This is a genomic window from Microbulbifer guangxiensis, from assembly GCF_021729075.1.
Lineage (GTDB): Bacteria > Pseudomonadota > Gammaproteobacteria > Pseudomonadales > Cellvibrionaceae > Microbulbifer > Microbulbifer guangxiensis.
Map to the genome: position 1 here is coordinate 249404 of NZ_JAJSAQ010000004.1, position 20790 is coordinate 270193.

At 59.3% G+C, this 20790-nt stretch carries 17 protein-coding genes; 6 read left to right on the forward strand and 11 right to left on the reverse strand.

Going from position 1 to position 20790, the window contains the following annotated elements; all coding sequences use genetic code 11:
- Nucleotides 1-32: 32 nt before the first annotated feature.
- Complete coding sequence (locus LVD12_RS10665; RefSeq protein ID WP_237067695.1) at nt 33-824, forward strand: DUF2884 family protein; 792 nt, start codon at nt 33-35, stop codon at nt 822-824.
- A 123-nt stretch (nt 825-947) separates the two neighbouring features.
- Here the strand turns inward: LVD12_RS10665 and LVD12_RS10670 are convergent, their stop codons facing one another.
- Together LVD12_RS10670 and LVD12_RS10675 are read right to left on the reverse strand one after the other, a co-directional pair.
- On the reverse strand, nt 948-3341 hold the full coding sequence (locus LVD12_RS10670) for a zinc-dependent metalloprotease (RefSeq protein WP_237067696.1): 2394 nt from the start codon (nt 3339-3341) through the stop codon (nt 948-950).
- A gap of 529 nt (nt 3342-3870) precedes the next feature.
- Complete coding sequence (locus tag LVD12_RS10675) at nt 3871-6507, reverse strand: TonB-dependent receptor (protein ID WP_237067697.1); 2637 nt, start codon at nt 6505-6507, stop codon at nt 3871-3873.
- Nucleotides 6508-7044: 537 nt separating this feature from the next.
- Between LVD12_RS10675 and LVD12_RS10680 the strand changes: the two genes are divergently transcribed.
- Nucleotides 7045-8223 carry a serine hydrolase gene (locus LVD12_RS10680; protein WP_237067698.1) on the forward strand — a complete coding sequence of 393 codons (1179 nt, stop codon included), beginning with the start codon at nt 7045-7047 and terminating at the stop codon, nt 8221-8223.
- 248 nt (nt 8224-8471) lie between these two features.
- Here LVD12_RS10680 and LVD12_RS10685 read toward each other — a convergent pair whose 3' ends face one another.
- From LVD12_RS10685 to tkt, 5 genes are all read right to left on the reverse strand, one after another.
- The gene (locus tag LVD12_RS10685) at nt 8472-9008 is read right to left on the reverse strand and encodes a DsrE family protein (RefSeq protein WP_237067699.1); all 537 of its coding nucleotides are present in this window, start codon (nt 9006-9008) and stop codon (nt 8472-8474) included.
- A 122-nt stretch (nt 9009-9130) separates the two neighbouring features.
- Nucleotides 9131-9595 (reverse strand): tRNA-uridine aminocarboxypropyltransferase, encoded by a 465-nt coding sequence (locus LVD12_RS10690; protein ID WP_237067700.1) that lies wholly within the window; start codon nt 9593-9595, stop codon nt 9131-9133.
- A 67-nt stretch (nt 9596-9662) separates the two neighbouring features.
- On the reverse strand, nt 9663-10079 hold the full coding sequence (locus LVD12_RS10695) for a hypothetical protein (protein WP_237067701.1): 417 nt from the start codon (nt 10077-10079) through the stop codon (nt 9663-9665).
- Between the two features lie 53 nt (nt 10080-10132).
- Nucleotides 10133-11140 carry a type I glyceraldehyde-3-phosphate dehydrogenase gene (gap, locus tag LVD12_RS10700; RefSeq protein WP_237067702.1) on the reverse strand — a complete coding sequence of 336 codons (1008 nt, stop codon included), beginning with the start codon at nt 11138-11140 and terminating at the stop codon, nt 10133-10135.
- Nucleotides 11141-11261: 121 nt separating this feature from the next.
- A complete protein-coding gene (gene tkt / locus LVD12_RS10705; RefSeq protein ID WP_237067703.1) occupies nt 11262-13265 on the reverse strand; it encodes a transketolase in 2004 nt (667 codons plus the stop codon).
- A gap of 299 nt (nt 13266-13564) precedes the next feature.
- On the opposite strand from tkt, the gene LVD12_RS10710 reads away from it, so the two are divergent.
- The 4 genes from LVD12_RS10710 to metF all read left to right on the forward strand — a co-directional run bounded on the left by LVD12_RS10710 (nt 13565) and on the right by metF (nt 18310).
- The gene (locus LVD12_RS10710) at nt 13565-14548 is read left to right on the forward strand and encodes an ArsR/SmtB family transcription factor (RefSeq protein ID WP_237067704.1); all 984 of its coding nucleotides are present in this window, start codon (nt 13565-13567) and stop codon (nt 14546-14548) included.
- Nucleotides 14549-14682: 134 nt separating this feature from the next.
- Nucleotides 14683-15903 (forward strand): methionine adenosyltransferase, encoded by a 1221-nt coding sequence (gene metK, locus LVD12_RS10715; RefSeq protein ID WP_237067705.1) that lies wholly within the window; start codon nt 14683-14685, stop codon nt 15901-15903.
- A 74-nt stretch (nt 15904-15977) separates the two neighbouring features.
- Nucleotides 15978-17354, forward strand: coding sequence for an adenosylhomocysteinase (gene ahcY / locus LVD12_RS10720; protein ID WP_439651343.1), 1377 nt, complete (start codon nt 15978-15980; stop codon nt 17352-17354).
- Between the two features lie 122 nt (nt 17355-17476).
- Nucleotides 17477-18310 (forward strand): methylenetetrahydrofolate reductase [NAD(P)H], encoded by an 834-nt coding sequence (metF, locus tag LVD12_RS10725; RefSeq protein WP_237067707.1) that lies wholly within the window; start codon nt 17477-17479, stop codon nt 18308-18310.
- On the opposite strand, the gene LVD12_RS10730 is transcribed toward metF, so the two are convergent.
- From LVD12_RS10730 to LVD12_RS10745, 4 genes are all read right to left on the reverse strand, one after another.
- Nucleotides 18297-18899: an OmpA family protein gene (locus LVD12_RS10730; protein ID WP_237067708.1), complete on the reverse strand. Its 603-nt coding sequence runs from the start codon at nt 18897-18899 to the stop codon at nt 18297-18299. The two genes, metF and LVD12_RS10730, sit on opposite strands and share 14 nt — an antisense overlap.
- Before the next feature lie 64 nt (nt 18900-18963).
- On the reverse strand, nt 18964-19611 hold the full coding sequence (locus LVD12_RS10735) for an HAD family hydrolase (protein WP_237067709.1): 648 nt from the start codon (nt 19609-19611) through the stop codon (nt 18964-18966).
- 9 nt (nt 19612-19620) lie between these two features.
- Nucleotides 19621-19986: a hypothetical protein gene (locus LVD12_RS10740; RefSeq protein ID WP_237067710.1), complete on the reverse strand. Its 366-nt coding sequence runs from the start codon at nt 19984-19986 to the stop codon at nt 19621-19623.
- Nucleotides 19987-20047: 61 nt separating this feature from the next.
- Nucleotides 20048-20785 (reverse strand): 16S rRNA (uracil(1498)-N(3))-methyltransferase, encoded by a 738-nt coding sequence (locus LVD12_RS10745; protein ID WP_237067711.1) that lies wholly within the window; start codon nt 20783-20785, stop codon nt 20048-20050.
- Nucleotides 20786-20790: the final 5 nt, after the last annotated feature.

The window sequence follows — 20790 nt, forward strand, 5'->3', positions numbered from 1 at the left end:
CCGTAACTGAGATAGAAACTGGATCACGCGATATGTGGAAACCCCTATTGATGGCGGCCGCCCTCGGCTTCAGTGGTGCCGTCAGCGCCGATAACCTGAACCTGCAGTTCGGCGATGACAACGACAGCTGCAATATCGATATTCCCCGCCACATACGCCTGGGCCCGGCGTTTATCGATGTGCGCGAGCAGTCCGGGGCTGCGGAATCCCTTTTCCACTATGAAGTGCCCGGTACCTTGCTGGTAGATGGCAAAACCGTGGCGCTGGACGAGGCACAGCAGACATTGATGGCCCGCTACTACGGGCAGATGCACGAGGCCAGCCGCAACCTGAGCCTTGTCTCCCTGCTGGCAGTGGACGTCGCCCTGCACGGTGTCAGCATTGCACTGACCACCCTGGCGGGTACGGATCACCCGAATGCTGAAGAACTGCGCCTGACCATGGCGGAAGTAGAACGGCGGGCGTACCAGCGTTTCAGTGAACAGGACGGAGTTTATACCCTCGGTACCGATGGCGTGGGCGCCTTTATCGAGGAGACCATTGACGAGGACCTTGAGCCGCGCCTGGAGCAGATCGCCAAGGACTCTGCCGGCAGCATCGTCTGGAATGCCCTCAAGGCGGTACTGACCGGCGGGCGCAGTATCGAGCGGCAGGCAGAGCAGGCGGCAGAAGCTGCGGAGGGCGCCGTCAAGGAAAAAGCCGAAGCACTCGAAGCCATGGCGGACAGCCTCTGCCGGCAACTCGAGGCCATCGACCAGACCGAATCAGAAGTACACGCTGCCATCCCCCAACTGGCACGCTACGACCTGATCAATCCCAACTAACTTTTTCATCACTCATCCGATCTTGACCCCCTCGGCCGCCCTGCGCGGCCTTTTTTTGCTGTAAAAAAAAGCGCCACTCACTGGCGTGGTGGCGCTTTCCCATGACTTCAGCTCTTGCCCCGATCAGATGGGTGAGCCCGGCGGCATTTGCTTGAGCTTCTCGCCCGTCACATCCAGCTTGCCTTCATTAAATGCCGCGATCCTCTGCGCCTGATAGTAGTAGTGAGCACCGTAGTTATTCGGGTCTTCCCCGAATAATTTCATGGATCCGATACCGTGCTGGAAGCGAGCCAGCTCCATATTGGCACTCGCGCGGATTGACGCAGGCACTTCACGGTTCGCACTCAATGTCATGAGTTTATGCACATAGACATGGTTCACCCGCTGGTGGATAGCCGCCTCCAGCCCACTGTAGCGACCGCCATCCAGGGCTTTCTCCGTCAGGCGATGCAGAATCGATGTAAAGCCCGGCTGCTCGGGGAAGCGGGCAGACTGCTGCTCGAGTCGCGCCGCGCGCTGCGGATTGAGCAGGATATCCAGCGTGTGGCCGGCGGCGGCCTCTGCTGCAGCAATCGCATCGAAGCCCACACCGGTATAGGCAGGAAAGCTCTCGCGGGTGCGCTCGTAGCCATAGGCTTTTGGTGGCAGCAGGGCCAGCACCTCCTCCGGCAAACGGAGGAACTCCGGCTCCAGCGTACCCACTAAGGCATCGATCGCCTGCTGCTGGCGTTCAGCCGGCACCAGGGAATAGGCAGGAGCCGGGTCGCCGTTATCGATGTAGTCGTAGTCCAGTCCACCGATCAACTTGCCAACGGCCTCGGCCTGATAGCGGTGACCGTAGTAGACCGGCACCAGGGTTTCCTCCAGGGCCGAGCGCGGCGTGCCGGGACGGTTGGCCGCAGAGGAAAAATTCTTAAGCGCATGGGACCGTAGCCGGCTCATGCGGTCGAACTCCGGCAACGGATCGGCGCCGTTATCCCACAGGTGGGAAGCCGCATGGGCATTGTTGATGGTGCGAGAATCCGGATCGGAGATGAACCTGAGGCTCTCTTGTTTCGCCAGTTGCAAGACGCTGTCGAGGTAGCTCTCCTCGCTCTCGCCATTGCCATAACCGTACATGATGGCGAGCTTGTCCCAGCGACCGATACCCGCATCGTAGGCCTTTGTCAGATCCATCTCGCCATCCGTGAGAGTCACCAGCGGTGCCGGGTAATCCATGACGGAAGCGCGGTCGGCCGCGCTGGCGGCGAAGTTGTGGGCAAGCCCCAGGGTGTGTCCCACCTCATGGGCAGACAGCTGGCGGATGCGCGCCAGGGCCATCTCCCTCAGTGCGCTGGTATCTGCCGCCTCACTGCCGTAGGGCTGCAGCAGGCCCTGGGCGATGAGGAAGTCCTGACGCACGCGCAGGGAACCCAGGGTCACATTGCCCTTGAGGATTTCGCCCGTACGTGGATCGGCAATGGAATACCCGTAAGACCAGCCCCGGGTGGAGCGGTGCACCCAGTTGATCACGTTGTAACGCACATCCAGCGGGTCGGCCCCCTCCGGCAACAGCTTGACCTGAAACGCATTCTTGAAACCTGCCGCCTCAAATGCCTGATCCCACCAGCTGGCGCCCTCGATCAACGCACTGCGCACCGGCTCCGGCACACCGGGATCGACGTAATAGATGATCGGCTCTACCGGCTCGTCACTGCCTACCCTCTTTTCCAGACGATGGCGGTAGATCAGGCGCTGGTCCATCGGCTCATCGATGGCCGTGGCGTAATCCCGGAACACCAGGGGAAAATAACCGCTGTTGCTGTGAAATCTGCGTGTCTGGTAGTTGTCGTCCGGCAGCTCCACCAGTGAGACATGCTGGCGCAGAGTCACCAGTGTCGGGGTGGGCACCACCTCCTGTACGTAGTCACCGGGGGCACTGCCAGCAAAGGTCAGGCTGGCCTCAAACTCGCTGTTCTTGGGAAAATTCTTGGTCCGGGGCAGGTAAACGGCGGACCTGGCCTGGTCCAGGGCGTAAGTGCCCTGGCCGGTGCTCTTCAGGCGGTCGGCAATACCGTGCTGATCACTGAGCAGGAAGGGAGTGAAGTCCACCAGTGCGCTGCGCTCACTTTCGGCCAGGATCTTGAATCCCCAGAGCACCGATGACGCAAAGGCCTCTTCTACCGCCCGGCGCTCAGCGGCATTCTCCGAATTGGCCCGGAAACGGGTATTCAGCTGGTGCAGCAGTACCTTGTCGCCAATCCGCTCAAAACGCACCAGCCGGGTATCACCCACCTGGTTGCGATCCAGCCCCACCGGGTTGGACCCCAGCCCCTGGGCGAGACCGGTGAGCAGCAACAGCTCCCGGTCAAATGCCTCGACCTCCAGCAACACCCGCCCTTCGGCTGCATCCCAATAGAAGTCATGGAAGCCGGCATACCGCGGCATGCCCGCGGTGAAGTCGGCAACACTTTCAGCCCGTATCGCCGCACTCGCAAGCGCCAGGACCAGTACCAGAAGAGCATTGCGTAAGCGCATTCACTTTCCCCTTGATTATTATTTACCCCGTCCGGTCTGGCCGGACAGCAGGCACCTGTACATAAACGCCAACAAGACTACCAGTTTCTCGCCGCTACGGCAGGACTCGCGCCAGGCCGGCTCAAAAAGTACGGGACTGCGGAAGACCTCCTCCCTCGCCGAGACTGGTCGGTCAACCTGCCGGGATACAGACCGCCTTTAGCGGGCGCCACCAAAGACGCTGACAGCTCTTGGGCTATTACAAAAGAAAAAGGGAGAGGTTGCAGACAGAACTCGCTAGTGAGGCGGGCGGGCAGGAGAGGAGATAGGGCATAACGGCACACCCCTGCTCGACGGCGATTCTGCGCAAAGGTACCGGGACAGGTATAGACAGGGCAATCAAAAAGCGGCGGCGTGGCTTATCCTCCAGCTGGTCTCAGGGTGACCTTACTGCTCAGAGCCCCCGCCCAGCGCATCCTTTTCTTCGCGCACAAAAAAGCCGGCATCGATAGATGCCGGCCAAGCCACGACCATCAACGAGGAGAGATTATTAGAATTTTGCAGAAACGCCGGCGAAGATTCTCCGACCGTACTGATGCACATCCCCCGGCAGGCCCTGCTCGCCCCACTCGGTCGACTGCTCTTCATCGGTGAGGTTCAACAGGTTCATAACCAGGGAGACGTTATTCGTCAGCTGGTAGGAGAGATTGGCATCCAACTGTCCATATCCATCACGGTACAGGTCCAGTTCATTACGCCTGGTACCGGTGTAATATCTGGAGCGGTAGTTGTAGGCCAACCGGGCGGACACACCATGGTCCTCATAGTAGGCAGTGAGGTTATAGGTATCCTTGGAGTTGGCTGGCAGCTTTTTCTCAATTCCAGCGGCCCGCTCCTCAGCAGTCTCCAGCATGTCGGCATCTGAGTAGGTGTAGTTTGCCAGTACACCAAAACCGTTGCCGAAATCGTGCTGGAAGTTCAGCTCGACACCCTGGTTGACACCGCCGATGCCATTGACCGGGATGGTGATACGGTAATACCCGGGACCTTCTTCTCCAATCAGATCTTCGCCGACGTCGGCAGTATCGATATAGGTATCGATATCCTTGTAGAAGTAGGCAATAGATACGATAGAAGACTCGGTGAAGTAGTATTCAGTCGAGAGGTCGTACTGGGTAGCCCTGTACGGCTCGAGATCCGGATTACCACCACTGCCAAAGCCGTCATAACCCGGCACCCAGATGCTGTTGGCAAAGCCACGGGTCATCTTCAGGTTGTCATAATCCGGGCGGGACAGGACCTTGGCCGCAGCAAAACGCATCACAACGTCGTCATTGAAGTCATACGCCAGGTTCAGGCTCGGCAGCACATTATCGTAATCGTTGTCGATTTCTGCCGGGGTCATCGTCCAGGTGTCAGGATTCCAGGAAACCGGCTTGAAGAGCTGGAAACCGATGCTGGTTCCGTTGGTCTTTGCATAACGAAGACCAACGTTGCCGTGCAGCTTCTCATAGTCGAAGTTGCCCTGAACATAGGCGCTGGTCACCTGCTCCTGCAGCTCGAAACTGTAGTCAGGACGATAGTTCGATCGGTAGGTCGGCGTCTCCCTGGTCCATGCCTGCCAGTTGGCATAGTTGAACTCATACAGGCCCTGCTGTGAGCTGCTGGTTCCCTTGAAGTCATCCGCTACAGAACCATTGGCATAGTTGTCGAGGGTTGTGATCCACGGATTCAGGAATACGATCCAGACATCCTTGTGCAGGTTTGAGTCCTTGTTGTGGTCACGGTACTTCGCGCCGACATCGACAGAGGTGAACCACTGGTTATCCAGCTCGATGTTCAGATCGACCTGTGCGTAGTTTTCCTCTTCGGAGTTGTCGAAGATATTACGATGGGTATACATCGTCGAGTAGTCGGCCGGTGCCGGAGTATTCTCGAAGCTGTAGGTCGGCTCACCACGGAGATCGAAAGAGGCATCCGTACTGGCCTCGAACTCAATCTGGTCATCGAGGATATCGCCCTTCGCCGCGGTAGTACCCAGCTGTGCACTCAGGGTATAACCCGCACCCTCGTATTCCAGCTTGAGGTTGTGCGCCCTGGTCTCGTAGCCACCGGTATTGTTATTGGTGCTGTACCAGGATTCCTCGCGTTCGCGACCACTATTGGTGTCCGCAGCCAGAGAACCTGCCACCACCACGCCATCGGCGAACACGGGATTCTCGATGCCGGCACCGGAAGCGGCCCCGAGGGTGCGCACACCATTGGTGATGAACTGGTTCACCCGGTCAACCTTTGAAAACAGGTTGGTGAACTCGACGTTCAGCTCATCACTGGCCTGCCACTCAAGGTTGACAGTAGCCGTGGAGAGGTCTTTCTCAGACCGATAACGCGTGGAACGAATGTTGTTCGGCAGATAGTAGTCGACGTTGCCATCCGCATCGTTGACCGGTTGATAACCCTGGTAGCCGAGTCCATTGGTATCCCGCTGGATGCGGTTGTCTTTGCGCACATAGCCAAGGTTGAAGCCAAAGTCGCCCGCCTCATTCTTCCAGTTATAAAAACCGGAGAGAGAAGGACTGTTTTCACCACTGGCCTCCTGGTACATATTCTTGACGGAGAAGGCGATGTGATTCGATTCAGTCTCCAGCGGGGAGCGTGTCTTGACGATCACGGTGCCGCCAACTGAGCCCTCTTCGATTTTTGCCTGCGCTGATTTGTGTACCTCGAGGGTATCAATCAGTTCAGAGGGGAGCAGTGAATAATTGAAGCTTCGGCTGGGCGGGTTGAGCACACTTGCCGATGCTTCAGCAGTCGCCACATGCTGACCGTTGAACAGGGTCATGTTCAGGTGGGGTGCAGTACCGCGGATGCTGACACGGTCAGCCTCGCCTTCTGATTTTTCCACCGAGACACCCGCTACCCGCTGCAGGGCATCGGCTACTGTCTGATCGGGGAACTTGCCGACGTCCTCGGCAGAAATGGCATCCACCATCGCGTCAGCATTGCGCTTGATATCGAGACTTTTCTTTACCGAGCCACGGTAGCCGGTGACTTCGACTTCCTCGATCGCTGCCGCAGATGGGGTGGAAGAGGCGTCTTCCTGGGCAAACGCAGGCAGCGCTGCCAGGGTGCCAACGGTGAGCAGGGAATAATTTGCGAGACGAATAGCTCGTTGAAGTTTGTTCATGGACTACTCCGCTTGTTATCTAGTTATGCGAGGGCAGCCGAACCAATCCGCCCGACACGAAATAAAGTATTCCCGCTGAAAAGGCCCGTCAAGAATTATTCATTCTGGATCACCAAATGCGAATAATTTGGCGCGCTTTTCATCTTGTTAGCTCTGATACGTGCCAATTGCCGCCAAATTTGAGCTGGAGGGCAGGGGGATAACCCCGAAAAATCCATTGCCAGAGCCTTTGTTTTCGGTGGATACGCCGCCCAATCTCGCACAACCACGGCGCAAAATGGCAATAGCCAAGCTGATTCAAGGTAGGGCTCACCCTGGCCAACGAGCTATCCAGACCTCCGTGCGTATCAATGGTCAGGGCACCAGTGAGCGGATTTGTCTCCCCAATGGGGGACCGATATGATCAGCCGACATCTCAAAAAGAAGGTCCCGCCTGTGAAATTCCGCGATTTTCTGTTGCTGCTTCTCTGTTCCGGGAGCTCCATGCTGGCCATAGCCGATTGCCCCCTACCGGCAGGGACTGACAAGTGCGAGTCGATGGATGAGTGGCTGATTGAAGCCGGCTCCCGATACCCGACCCTGACCACAGTCATGGCCAACCCGGAGCCGTATCGACTCCAAATCCTCTACACCCAGATAGATCGCGAAGCCGACAACCAGCCGGTGCTGCGCGAATATCAATACGGGGTGGATGAAAACCGCTACTTTTATCCGGCAAGCACGGTAAAGCTGCCCATCTCACTGCTGGCACTTGAATGGCTGGCCGAGCAGGATATCGAGGGTTTGACTTCTGGAAGCGGCATGCTGACCGATGCGGCCGAGCCATTCCAGACCGTTGCCCACAGCGACCCTTCGGCTGAGAGCGGAATACCCAGCATCGCGCACTATATAAAAAAGATTCTGTTGGTGAGCGATAACGATGCCAGCAACAGGCTGTATGAACTGCTCGGCCAGGACTACATCAACCAGAAGCTGGCAGACAAAGGTCTGCAAAATACGCTGATCAATCACCGCCTCAGCACGCGGATGTCAGAGGAAGAAAACCGTCAGTACAACCCGATTCGCTTTGTCGGCGCCGAGGGCGAACCTATCCTTTCACTGCCGGCCCGATACAGTGAGACCAGGTATATCAATGCTGGCCGACCAAAGTTAGGCAGCGCCCATATTGCTTCCGGTGAACGCGTCGAAGCACCCATGGACTTTACGACCAAGAACCGCCTCAGCCTCGGGGATCTCGATGGTGTCCTCAAAAGACTGGTCTTCCCGCAGCTATTCGCCGAGCAGGAGCGATTTAATCTGCGCCCGGAAGACCGTGCACTGGTATTGCGCTATATGTCGATGCTGCCCCCAGATAGCGATTCCCCCACCTATGACCCGGAAGAGTACCCACAAAACTATGCAAAGTTTCTTATGTATGGGGGAGAGCCCCGGGAAGTGCCCGGAAACATCAAAATTTTCAATAAAACCGGCTGGGCGTATGGGCATGTCATCGATTCCGCTTACATTGTCGACACCAGGAACCAGGTAGAATTTTTCCTGTCAGCGGTGATCTACGCCAACGAAAACGACACCCTGAATGATGACCAATACCAGATAGACGAGGTCGCCAAGCCTTTTTTACGTGAACTCGGCAGCTTCATCTATGAGAACGAACTGAAACGTAATCGTCCGTCAAAGCCAGATCTCAGTGCCATTCGGAAAATCACCGGGCCTTAGTATTAGCCTCTTCTTGAGCCCAAAAAAAACCGGCGACAACGCCGGTTTTTTTGTGGTTTGCTCTCACCACCTGTAAAACACATCAACACAAGAGCGCTCAGGCCTTGAGCCCCAGACAATAGATGAGATTACAACGACCGACATCTCTCCCCCGCATTAGAGGGGACACCCAAGCTCCCTCCCTAAACGGGCCGGGAGTCCAATAGAGCATCACAGCAAAGTTTCAGGCACGTTGAGGGGAATAAGCCCTAGAAAGGATTGACCGTATAACCCTGCTGCTGGAGTTGCGCATGTGCGGTCATGGCAGATAACGCCATCTCCACGTTCGGGAGCAGGTCACCGGCCTCAATACCATGGTAGGCGGCGGACTGTCCGCAGAGAATCACACGGACATTGTTCTCAGTCAGCTTCTCAATCAGGGGCGCATTGAGGTTGGCGCTATCGTACTTCTCCCGGTAGGCGGCCTTGTTCAGCAAATCAAAGCCTGCTGTGCCGTGTACGACCAGCGCCAGTTTGATCTGCTTGGGATCGACTCCGGCCCTGACATGCATATTGAGGAAACGGGCCAGACTCTCGAATTTGCGGTTTGCTTTTTCCTGGCCACCGGCCTCGGTCGCGTCGAAGGCGACCATAAAAGTCTCCTTGCCTGTCAGGGGCTGGATTTGCTCGACGGCAGCAACAGGTCCATAGCCTTCAATTACGGGACCGGTCGAGAACTCGGCAGCGTTTGCGGATATGGCAAAGGCAGCAAAAAGCCCCAGGCTCCCGGCAATGGCATTCTTCAAAATCAATTTTCCTGACTGCATGGCTCCCCCGCTGGTCATTTGGTTATTGCTCTGCTTGATGAGTGAATCCGGGCAAGATTAATCCGCAAGGGCGTGAAACAGCAACCGGTGAAGATCACGGGTCAGCGTCGGTTGAACTCGACAAACCGCGCAGTAACCTCTTCTGCCAACTGCAGATTCCCCTTTGCACGCAGTAATTCCACCACGCACTCTGCTGTGCACAATCCCCCTTCAAGCTGGTTTCTTCTCAGCTGATAATTTGAAGAGGCCTCCGGCTGCAGACAGACCCGGGGGAGGAATGCGAGATAGGGGGTGCGATTGAACATCTTCCGCGCCTCCTGCCAGGTGCCGTCCAGCAGGAGAAAGTGATCGAACTCACCCACGGGCCTTGACGGTTGTTGGGAGTCAACAGCTGGATATACCAGTGCCAATTTACCCGTGGTTGCCAGCCTCTCCAACAGTGGATCCGGATTGGTGCGACTCCAGACGATACGCTGCACCAGACCACTGGCGGCAGCCATGGCGACAGTACCGGTATTGGTTGGCCGGTCCAGCTCGCGTTCATGGGTCAGCAGGTAAATGTTCAAGGGCAGAGGGAGATTGAGGCTGGAAGGAAGAGAGGCACCGTCCGGACGGACAGTGCCCCTTTAGGACTCAGAAGCTGTAGCTGAGGCGGAGGTGGCCGGCAGTTTTATCGTCGAACTGGTTGGCATCCAGTTCCAGGTTAAACGCCCGACCAAGGTCGAAGCCTACACCTGCGCCAGCACCCAGACCGCTGGCGCTGCGCCCGGCTGCCACACCGCCCTTGAACAGGAGGTAGACCGCGCCCGCCGTGCGATAGGTGCCGAACACACCACCGAAGGTACCCACTGTATCGCGGGTAAATTCACCGTGAACACCCCAGCCATTATCGACCTGGTAACCGATGTTAACCCCGGGTCCCTCTACAGAGGGCTGCGCATCCATGGCTCCAAAATGGCCGCCGGCATAAAGGCCACTGGGCTTGGCCTGTGAAAGAGCCGGGGCAATCAACAGAGAGGATAAAAGCAAAACTCCGGAAAGTCGTTTCATGGTCAACCCCTATGGTCATTATTGATTGTTTCCGGGACCTGGAGCGTCCCGAATCACTGCATGATGCGCGCGATATCCAGCATCCGGTTCGCAAAGCCCCACTCGTTATCGAACCAGATCAGTACCTTCACCAGTTTGCCGCCCGCCACCCGCGTCTGGCTGGCATCGACAATGCCGGAGCGCGGGTCGTGGTTGTAATCACAGGAGGCGAGGGGTTCCTCGGTGTAACCGAGCACTCCATTGAAGCCTGATGCTGCCGCCTCTGCCAATACCCTGTTGACCTCCGCCTGGGTGACGTCACGATGCAACTGCACTGAAAGGTCGATGGCGGAGACATTGACGGTTGGCACGCGCATCGCCTGGGCTTCGAAGCGCCCGGCCAGTTCCGGCAGAATGCGCTCGATACCGCGGGCAAGGCCTGTGTCCACCGGGATGATCGATGTCACTGCGGAACGGGTCTTGCGCAGATCGGTGTGATGGTAGGCATCACTCACCGGCTGGTCGTTCATGGCCGCATGGATGGTGGTAATCACGCCGGCATCAATACCGAAAGCTTTGTCCAGGGCGGCAATAACCGGCACGCTGCAGTTAGTAGTGCAAGAAGCGGCGGAAACAATCGTCTCTGTGCCTGTCAGCACATGATCGTTGACACCGTGCACGATGGTGGCATCCACATCGCGGTTGGCCGGCTGGGAAAACAGGACTTTTCTGGCCCCGGCCTTCAAGTGCAGCTCAGCCTTTTCCCGTTCGGTAAAACTGCCGGTGCACTCCAGCACGAGATCCACGGCATTGGCGGCCCAGTCCAGGTCTTGCAACTGCTCCCGGTGAGTCACCGCAATGCGATCACCGTTGACGATCAGGGTATCGCTTTCGACGCTGACATCTCCCCCGAAGCGGCCGTGCACAGAGTCGTACTTGGTCAGGTGGGCAATGGTGGCGCAGTCAGCCAGCTCATTGATGGCGACGATCTGCAGCTTGTCCCGAGCGCCGGACTCGTAGAGGGCGCGCAGGACAGAGCGACCGATGCGGCCATAGCCGTTGATGGCGAGTCGGATGGTCATTGCGGGTCAGCCGGGTTGGGCATTACATCTGGACTCCGGAGGGCTGGATCCCGGCCTGCGCCGGGAAGACGATTCAAAAAGTCCCGTTATGCCAGCACCGACCGGTGTCCAGTATAGCCATTTACTTCAGCAGCTTCTTGACGGAAGCGACGACGTTGTCGACGGTAAAGCCAAATTCCTTCATCAGCTCGCCGCCCGGTGCGGACTCACCAAAGCTGCTCATGCCAATGATATCGCCGTCGAAGCCAACGAACTTGTACCAGTAGTCACGGTGCGCCGCTTCGATCGCAACCCGAGCACGGACATTGGCGGGCAGCACGGATTCACGGTAAGCCTCGTCCTGCTCCATGAAGGCCTCGGCGCAGGGCATGGAAACGACGCGTATCTTGCGATCGGAGAGCTGCTTCTTCGCTTCGACGGCCAGCTCCACTTCAGAACCGGTGGCGATAAGGATCACTTCCGGCGCGCCGTCGCAGTCCGCGAGTACGTAGCCACCGCGCTCGATCTGCTGCAACTGGGCATCGTTCCGCGCCTGCGGGGCCAGGCCCTGGCGGCTGAATACCAGCGCGGACGGTCCGTCGGCACGGGAGACCGCCATCTTCCAGCTCACTGCGGATTCGGTGGCGTCACAGGGGCGCCAGGTATACAGGTTGGGCGTGGAGCGCAGAGCAGTCAGCTGCTCGACGGGCTGGTGGGTCGGGCCGTCCTCGCCCAGGCCAATGGAGTCGTGGGTGTAAACAAAGACTACCCGCTGCTTCATCAGCGCCGCCATGCGCACCGCATTGCGGGCGTACTCCATGAACATCAGGAAGGTCGCGCCGTAGGGTACGAAACCGCCATGCAGGGCGATACCGTTCATGATGGCGCTCATGCCGAACTCGCGCACACCGTAATAGACGTAGTTGCCGGAAGCGTCGCCTTTGGTCACGCCCTTGGAGTCGGACCAGATGGTGAGGTTGGAGCCGGCCAGGTCGGCAGAACCACCGAGGAATTCCGGCAGCAGAGGGCCATAAGCATTCAGAGCATTCTGGCTGGCCTTGCGGGAGGCGATCTTTTCGGCATCCTGCTGGCACTGCTTGATGTACTCATCCGCCTTGGCGAGGAAGTCGGCCGGCAGTTCACCACTCATGCGGCGCTCGAACTCTGCCGCCAGCTCCGGAAACTCCTCCCGGTAATCGGCGAAGATATCGCGCCACTCTTCTTCCTGCGCCTCGCCCTTGCCGCGGGCGCTCCAGCCGGCGTAGATCTCTTCGGGAATCTCGAACGGCGCGTAGTTCCAGTTGATGGTTTCCCGCACCAGGCCAATTTCGTCTTCACCCAGCGGGGCACCATGGCACTCCTCGCGGCCCTGCTTGTTGGGCGAGCCAAAGCCGATGACGGTCTTGCAGCAGATCAGGGTGGGCTTCTCGGTCTCGGCACGGGCCTCTTCGATGGCGGCCTTGATGGCCGCGGAGTCGTGGCCGTCGACACCGGCGATCACATGCCAGCCATAGGATTCGAACCGCTTGGGCGTATCGTCGGTGAACCAGCCTTCTACCTCACCATCGATGGAGATGCCGTTGTCGTCGTAGAAAGCAATCAGCTTGCCCAGGCCCAGGGTGCCGGCCAGGGAACAGGCCTCGTGGGAAATGCCCTCCATCAGGCAACCATCTCCGAGGAAGCAGTAGGTGTGGTGATCCACCAGCTCATAACCGGGGCGGTTGAACTGTGCCGCCATGACTTTCTCCGCCAGGGCCATACCGACGGCGTTGGTGATACCCTGACCGAGAGGGCCGGTGGTGGTTTCTACGCCCGGGGCATAGCCGTATTCCGGGTGGCCCGGAGTCTTGGAGTGCAGCTGACGGAAGTTTTTCAGCTCCTCGATCGGCAGGTCGTAGCCAGTGAGGTGCAGCAGAGAGTAGAGCAGCATTGAGCCGTGGCCATTGGACAGCACGAAGCGGTCGCGGTCGGCCCAGTCCGGGTTGGCAGGATTGTGCTTCAGGTAGTCGTTCCAGAGGACTTCAGCGATGTCCGCCATGCCCATGGGCGCGCCTGGGTGGCCGCTGTTGGCTTTCTGCACGGCATCCATGGACAGGGCGCGAACGGCATTGGCCAGCTCGGTGCGAGACGGGGTACGGGAAGTCATAGGGCTCAACTCTCTGGGGTCTGTTTGCTGGACCTGGCTCTCCCTGAAGATAGGCCAGCGCAGCGTATTCGCGGCTGGCGGCTCCCCAGGGCCTGGCCTGCGGTCTCGAAAAAAGGAGGCGTATTTTCCCGCAATCACCGCTGCCACGCAAAGGGCAAGGGCGCTTTGCGGCCAATTAGACGCAACAAAGTTGCCGCTGGCGCCCACGCAATGAAACGTTAAAGCTGCATCAAAAGTTTTTTATGCAGCTATATCAAAAAACTTTGATATAGGGTCAGCCCGCTGCTAGACTCGCCGCCATGTCATCCTCCCAGGTAAACCAAGCAGCGCCGGAAGTCGATTCTGGCGACCCGATCCCGCAACTGGCCGTGCGCCTCAAGGCGGCGGGTGACCCGTTGCGCCTGGAGATCCTGCGGCTGCTGAGCCAGGACTCCTACAGCGTGCTGGAGCTTTGCCGGATCTTCGACCTGCGTCAGCCGGCTCTGAGCCACCACCTCAAGGTGCTGGCCCAGGCAGGCCTGGTGAGCAAACGCCGCGAGGGCAACAACCTGTTCTACCGCCGCAGCGGCGACGGCCTCGAGCCCCTGTTCACCAGCCTCGACAGCCTGCCGCTACCGCAAGGGCGCGAGGCGGCAGTCGCGGAGATTGCCCGGGAGCGGGCGGAGGCATCGCGCCGCTTCTTCGCTGACTATGGCAACCGCTTCCGGGAACAGCAGGAGCTGATCGCCGGCTATGATGTCTACGGCCCACAGGTAGGCCAGCTGTTACGCCCCGGGGCCAATGCACTGGAAGTCGGCCCCGGCGAGGGCGAGTTTCTCGCCGAGCTGGCCCCGCGCTTCGAAATGGTCACCGCCCTGGATCTTTCACCCACCATGCTGGAACGGGCGCAGCAGTTCGCCAGGGACAGCGGCCTCGGCAATATCGAATTTCTTCGTGGCGACACCCGCGAGGCCGCCGCGCGCCCCGGCAGTGCCGACAGCGTGGTGGTGAACATGGTGTTGCACCATACGCCGGAGCCCGAACAGATATTCCGTGACCTGTCGACAGCGCTGAAGCCCGGTGGCCAGCTGCTGGTGGCCGAGCTGCAGGCCCACCAGCAGGACTGGGCCCGCGATGCCTGCGGGGATCTGTGGCTGGGGTTTGCGCCGGAGCAGCTGTCGCAATGGGCGGAGCAGGCGGGCCTCGAGAATGGACGCAGCGTGTACAACGCCCTGCGCAATGGCTTCCAGATCCAGATCCGTGAATTCCTCAAGCCGGAAACTGCGACGGCAACCAGTGCGTAAATACTGAGAGCGACTATTTTTTCAGTCCGGCCTACACCGGATCGCTGAGACCAAGACTAACCAGACCGACAGTTATAAAACCGCCGACTGCGGGATAAATGGAGCGCCGCGGCGACATCAATGGAGAGCACCTTATGAGTGAATACAGACTGTTTACCTCGGAGTCCGTGTCCGAAGGGCACCCCGACAAAATTGCCGACCAGATTTCCGATGCAGTGCTGGATGCACTGCTGGCCCGGGACAAGCACGCCCGCGTGGCCTGTGAGACCCTGGTAAAAACAGGCATTGCCGTCATCGCCGGCGAAATCTCCACCTCTGCCTGGGTGGACCTGGAAGACCTGGTACGCAAGGTCATCACCGATATCGGCTACACCTCCTCCGAGGTCGGCTATGACGGTGAGACCTGCGGTGTGATCAATGTGATCGGCAAGCAGTCCATGGATATCGCCCGGGGCGTCGATCGCGCCAAGCCGGAGGACCAGGGCGCCGGCGACCAGGGCCTGATGTTCGGTTACGCCACTGATGAGACCCCGACATTCATGCCGGCACCAATCTACTATGCCCACCGGCTGGTGGAGCGTCAGGCCGAGGCGCGCAAGTCTGGCCTGCTGCCGTGGCTGCGCCCGGATGCCAAGAGCCAGGTGACCTTCCGCTATGACGACCAGGGCAAGCCCTGCGCCATCGACGCAGTGGTACTGTCTACCCAGCACAACCCCGATGTCAGCCAGGAAGACCTGCGCGAGGCAGTGCTGGAACTGATCGTGCACCACACCCTGCCCTCCGAGTGGCTGCACGCTGGCACCAAGTATCACATCAACCCCACCGGTAAATTCGTCATCGGCGGGCCGGTCGGTGACTGCGGCCTGACCGGGCGCAAGATCATCGTGGATACCTACGGCGGCTCCGCCCGTCACGGCGGCGGCGCCTTCTCCGGCAAGGATCCGTCCAAGGTGGATCGCTCCGCTGCCTACGCCGGCCGCTACGTGGCGAAGAATATCGTTGCCGCAGGCCTGGCCAACCGCTGCGAAATCCAGGTGTCCTATGCCATCGGTGTCGCCGAGCCGACTTCTGTTTCCATCAACACTTTCGGCACCGGCAAGGTGAGCGAGGAGAAGCTGATCGAGCTGGTGCGCGAGCACTTCGACCTGCGACCCTACGCCATTTCCCGCGCGCTGGACCTGCTCCACCCGATGTACCAGCTGACCGCCGCCTATGGACACTTTGGCCGCGAGCCGTTCGAGCATACCTATGAGTGGGTCGACAGCAATGGCGAGAAGCGCAGTGAAACCTTCACCGCCTTCCCGTGGGAAAAGACCGATAAGGCGGAAGCGCTGCGTGCGCACGCTGATCTGTAATCGCTAAAACCCAGAAACTCACGCGCAGGCACTGCCTGCGCAATAAAAAACGTACAAGGTTTGCAATGAATCAAATGAGCACTGAATTCAAGGACTTCAAGGTCGCCGACATCAACCTGGCCGACTGGGGGCGCCGCGAGATTGAGATCGCCGAGGGCGAAATGCCGGCCCTGATGGCGCTGCGTGAGAAATACCATGACGAGCAGCCGCTCGCCGGTGCGCGCATCATGGGCTGCATCCACATGACCATCCAGACCGCGGTGCTGATCGAGACTCTGGTGGCCCTGGGTGCGGAAGTGCGCTGGTCCTCGTGCAACATTTTCTCCACCCAGGATCACGCTGCCGCTGCCATCGCCGCCCGCGGTATTCCAGTGTTTGCGTGGAAAGGCGAAACCGAAGAAGAGTACGAATGGTGCCTGGAGCGCACCGTGGGTGCAGACGTGGCCGGCTGGCAGCCGAACATGATCCTCGACGACGGCGGCGACCTCACCGAGCTGCTACACCGCAAGTACGCCGAGATTCTCGACCGGTGCCACGGCATCAGCGAAGAGACCACCACCGGCGTACACCGCCTGCAGGAAATGCTACGTGAAGGCACCCTGAAAGTGCCGGCGATCAACGTCAACGATTCCGTCACCAAGAGCAAGAACGACAACAAGTACGGCTGCCGCCACAGCCTGAACGATGCCATCAAGCGCGCCACCGACCACCTGCTGTCCGGCAAGAAGGCGCTGGTGATCGGCTACGGCGACGTGGGCAAGGGCTCCGCCGCCTCGCTGCGTCAGGAAGGCATGATCGTCAAGGTTTCCGAAGTCGACCCCATCTGCGCCATGCAGGCCTGCATGGACGGTTTCGAGCTGGTGTCTCCTTATATCGACGGCATCAACACCGGCAAGCCGGAGTCCATCAACAAGGACCTGCTGGCCAATACCGACCTGCTTGTCACCACCACCGGCAACACCAACGTCTGCGATGCGCATATGCTGAGCGCCCTGAAGAGCGGTGCCGTGGTGTGCAATATCGGCCACTTCGACAATGAGATCGATACCGCCTATATGCGCAAGCACTGGGAGTGGCAGGAAGTGAAGCCGCAGGTGCACAAGATCGTGCGCAATGCCGAAAGCAACGATCACCTGCTGCTTCTCTCTGAGGGCCGTCTGGTGAACCTGGGTAATGCCACCGGCCACCCGAGCCGCATCATGGATGGTTCCTTTGCCAACCAGGTGCTCGCCCAGATCCACCTGTACCAGGAGAAATTCGCTGAGCTACCGGCAGACCAGAAGGTCTCTGCACTGTATGTCAAAGTGCTGCCGAAGAAGCTGGATGAGGAAGTGGCGCGCTATATGGTCGAAGGATTTGGCGGTGTGATTACCCGCATGACTGAAGGCCAGGCCAAGTATATCGGCGTTTCCGTGGACGGCCCTTACAAGCCGGAAAGCTACAAGTATTAATCCAACCGAGACTGGATGCCGGCCTGCGCCGGCATGACGATGCTGGTAAAGATCGTCATTCTGCCGGGCCGGCTCACGGCCGCCAGGCGGAATCCAGCCCCTTGAGGACTGGACGATTTACCATGACAAACAGTACCCGCATCAGCTTCGAGTTTTTCCCGCCCAAGACCCCCGAGGGCCGGGAGAATCTGTACAAGACCCGTGAAACCCTGCAGGAATTCCAGCCGGCATTTTTTTCCGTCACCTATGGCGCCGGCGGCACCACCCGCGAAACCACGGCAGATATCGTCACCAACCTGCGCCGCGATGGAATTTCCATTGCCCCGCACCTGTCTTTTGGCGGTGATAGCGAGGAAGCCGTGCTCCAGCTGCTGAACCGCTACCGGGAGGCAGGCGTGGACCGGATCGTCGCCCTGCGCGGTGACATGCCATCCGGCATGGGCGCCGTGGCGCAACTGGTCTATGCCAATGAGCTGGTGGCCTTTATCCGGCGTCACACCGGCGATCACTTCCACCTCGAAGTAGCCGCTTATCCGGAGATCCACCCGGAGGCCGAGAGCTATGACGCTGATATCGGTTACCTGAAGGGCAAGTTTGATGCGGGCGCCAACAGCGCACTGACGCAGTACTTCTACAACCCGGATGCGTATTTCTATTTTCTGGACCAGTGCGAGAAAGCCGGTATCGACGCGCCCATCTACCCGGGCATCATGCCGATTACCAACTTCACCAACCTGGCACGCTTTTCGAAGAATTGCGGCGCGGAAATTCCCCGCTGGCTACGCAAGCGGATGGAAAGCTTCAGCAACCCGGAAGATATCCGCAAGCTGGGACTGGAAGTTGTGACGGACCTGTGCGAGACGCTGCTGGAAGGCGGTGCACCGGGACTGCACTTCTATACCATGAACCAGGTGGAACCCACCGCAGAGATACTCCAGTCGCTCAGTCTCGACTGAGCTGCTCCCCGACGGCTCCGGAGCCATTGCGCTCCGGATTTGTCTCTTGCTGGGCCTGGACAGGTTCGACGCCCCCCTTGTGCAGGCGAATCACCAGGCGGCGGTTTTTCTGCTGGCCACTGGGCGTGCTGTTGTCGGCGATCGGCACAGTGTCACCGAAGCCCTCGGCCGACACCCGTTCGGGCGCGATGCCGCGGTCGAGCAGGAAGTTTCTGACCCACTCCGCCCGCCATTGTGAGAGGCGCTGATTCTTTTCCGGTTCCCCCTCGCTGTCCGTGTGCCCCTCGATCACCACTGTGACCGTCGGGAAATCCCGCAGGATCACCAACAGAGCTTCCACGTCGGCGATGGTGTGCATTTTGGGTGTGGAACTGCCGGGCTCGAAATCCACCCCGAGAACAAACGCATTTTCTGCAACCTGCCCCCTCAGATAGCGCACCACGGCGTCACCAAAAGTCTGGGCAGCTGCATCACTCACAGGCGCAGCGCCCGGTGGATTCAGGGCATATTTCTTGTGAGGATCATCGTAACAGGCAGCCAGTGACAGGCTGATGATCAGCAGAAGAGGGGAACAGCGGCTTGGCACCATAACCGGGATCTCCCGTGGTGGCATCGTGCGGGTGGCGTTGCATTCATTGTAGACCAACTGCCAGTCAGAGGTGATCGAGCACCGCCATCATGTCACCAACCACGATGGCCCCCTGCTCCCGGAGCTGGTCGGCGCGACGGACATGGTTGCTGTAGCCCACCACTGGCATGCCGGCAGCCACCGCCGCCTTCACGCCGGCTATGGAGTCCTCCACCACCAGACAGTGCTGGGGCTCCACATTCATGGTCTGGGCAGCGTGCAGAAACAGGTCGGGCCAGGGCTTACCGCGGCCGACATCATCGACACTGAAGATACGCCCGTCAAAGTAATCGTACAGGCCGGTGCGGTTCAGGGTCAGGCGCATCTTGTCGTGGGATCCCGAGGAAGCGACACAGCTGCGCAGATTCACCTGCAGCAGGTGATCGAGGAGGTCTTCGATACCCGCGACCGGTTCGAGCTCCCGATGAAATGCCTCGCGAATCCGACGCTCGGTATTGCCGAAATAGTTGTCCGGCAGCGGCCCACCGTAACGGGTCTCGATCTCGGCCAGGCAATCCTTGGCCGGCCTGCCGCTGAACTGCTCGTCCAGTTCTTCGGCAGTGGTCTGCATGCCGAGCTTGTTCATCTCTTCGGCCAGGATGCGGCAGACAATCGTTTCGCTGTCCACCAGCACCCCGTCACAATCAAATATCACCAACTGCGTTGCAAACATTCTGCTCTCTCAACTCGCCGACAGCAGCAGCAATCCCAGCAACACGCCCACGGCACCGCTGACGCGCAGGAAGTTCTCACTGCCATTGGCAATTTTGATCGCCAGCGCTTTGCTGCGTTCGAAGCCGATGAACAGCATGTAGGCACCGGCCAGCACCAGTAACACACCAAGGGCATTGAACAGGATATTCCATGCACGGGTATCGGCTATCAGCAGCAGGATCAGGCCAACCACAATCCGCCCCCAGGCAGAAACCGCATAGCCGGTTTCATTGAGTCGCTCACTCAGGCTCCGAGCCAGCTGTGGCTGCACGATGATGGCGATGGACAGCCCGAGTATCGCCAGGCCCAGCAACCACAAAATCAACTTAACCATTGTTCTCTCCCTGAGATTGATGCGTTTGTCATGACCGGGGGCCGAATGGCAGTGGTGCCGGTCAGAGGTCGCCCCATTGATACTGCAACACGGACAAGGCTGCAACCGGAGCCGTCTCCGTCCGCAGGACCCGTGGCCCGAGCCTCAGCGGCGCAAAGCCCCTGTCCAGCGCCGAGTCGATTTCCAGCGCCGACAGGCCTCCCTCCGGCCCGACCAGCAACAGTACTGACTCTGGCCGGCCGCGCTCGCGCTCCAACTGGCGCAGGCTGACGTCGGTGCGGTGGTGCAGGACCAGCCTGAGGCACTCCTCGCCGGATCTGTGCAGGAATTGCGGCAGCTTTTGCGGTTCGAGCAGCTCCGGAACCCTGTTGCGGGCACACTGCTCACAGGCACTGATGGCGATCTGGCGCCAGTGCCCCAGTTTTTTCTGTAAGCGGTCGCCGCTCAGTTTTACTTCACAGCGCTCGGTAAACAGCGGCTGGATCAGCGCCACCCCCAGCTCAGTGGCCTTCTGGATCACCCAGTCAAAGCGATCGCCACGGGAAATACCGATCGCGAGGGTCAGCACCAACGGCGATTCGCGTTCTTGATCACGGAATTCGCCAACCCGCACCCGGGCGCGCTTGCCAGCCTCCGACAGCTCTGCCTCGTATTCACCGCCATGGCCGTCGAACAGCACCAGCGGACGCCCCGGCTGCAGCCGCAGCACCTTCACCAGGTGGCGGCTGGCGCCTTCGTCCAGCGTCACCTCACTCTGTCCGGACAGGGGCTCAGGGCAAAAAATACGCGGCACGCGCATCGGTG

Bases quoted from the DNA above. Each gene is read 5' to 3' on its own strand.
- LVD12_RS10670 (WP_237067696.1), bottom strand. From the start codon at position 3,341: ATGCGCTTACGCAATGCTCTTCTGGTACTGGTCCTGGCGCTTGCGAGT.
- LVD12_RS10710 (WP_237067704.1), top strand. From the start codon at position 13,565: ATGTCATCCTCCCAGGTAAACCAAGCAGCGCCGGAAGTCGATTCTGGC.
- LVD12_RS10680 (WP_237067698.1), top strand. From the start codon at position 7,045: ATGGATGAGTGGCTGATTGAAGCCGGCTCCCGATACCCGACCCTGACC.
- tkt (WP_237067703.1), bottom strand. From the start codon at position 13,265: ATGACTTCCCGTACCCCGTCTCGCACCGAGCTGGCCAATGCCGTTCGC.
- LVD12_RS10735 (WP_237067709.1), bottom strand. From the start codon at position 19,611: ATGTTTGCAACGCAGTTGGTGATATTTGATTGTGACGGGGTGCTGGTG.
- LVD12_RS10740 (WP_237067710.1), bottom strand. From the start codon at position 19,986: ATGGTTAAGTTGATTTTGTGGTTGCTGGGCCTGGCGATACTCGGGCTG.
- LVD12_RS10695 (WP_237067701.1), bottom strand. From the start codon at position 10,079: ATGAAACGACTTTCCGGAGTTTTGCTTTTATCCTCTCTGTTGATTGCC.
- metF (WP_237067707.1), top strand. From the start codon at position 17,477: ATGACAAACAGTACCCGCATCAGCTTCGAGTTTTTCCCGCCCAAGACC.
- LVD12_RS10730 (WP_237067708.1), bottom strand. From the start codon at position 18,899: ATGGTGCCAAGCCGCTGTTCCCCTCTTCTGCTGATCATCAGCCTGTCA.
- LVD12_RS10745 (WP_237067711.1), bottom strand. From the start codon at position 20,785: ATGCGCGTGCCGCGTATTTTTTGCCCTGAGCCCCTGTCCGGACAGAGT.
- LVD12_RS10665 (WP_237067695.1), top strand. From the start codon at position 33: ATGTGGAAACCCCTATTGATGGCGGCCGCCCTCGGCTTCAGTGGTGCC.
- metK (WP_237067705.1), top strand. From the start codon at position 14,683: ATGAGTGAATACAGACTGTTTACCTCGGAGTCCGTGTCCGAAGGGCAC.
- ahcY (WP_439651343.1), top strand. From the start codon at position 15,978: ATGAGCACTGAATTCAAGGACTTCAAGGTCGCCGACATCAACCTGGCC.
- gap (WP_237067702.1), bottom strand. From the start codon at position 11,140: ATGACCATCCGACTCGCCATCAACGGCTATGGCCGCATCGGTCGCTCT.
- LVD12_RS10675 (WP_237067697.1), bottom strand. From the start codon at position 6,507: ATGAACAAACTTCAACGAGCTATTCGTCTCGCAAATTATTCCCTGCTC.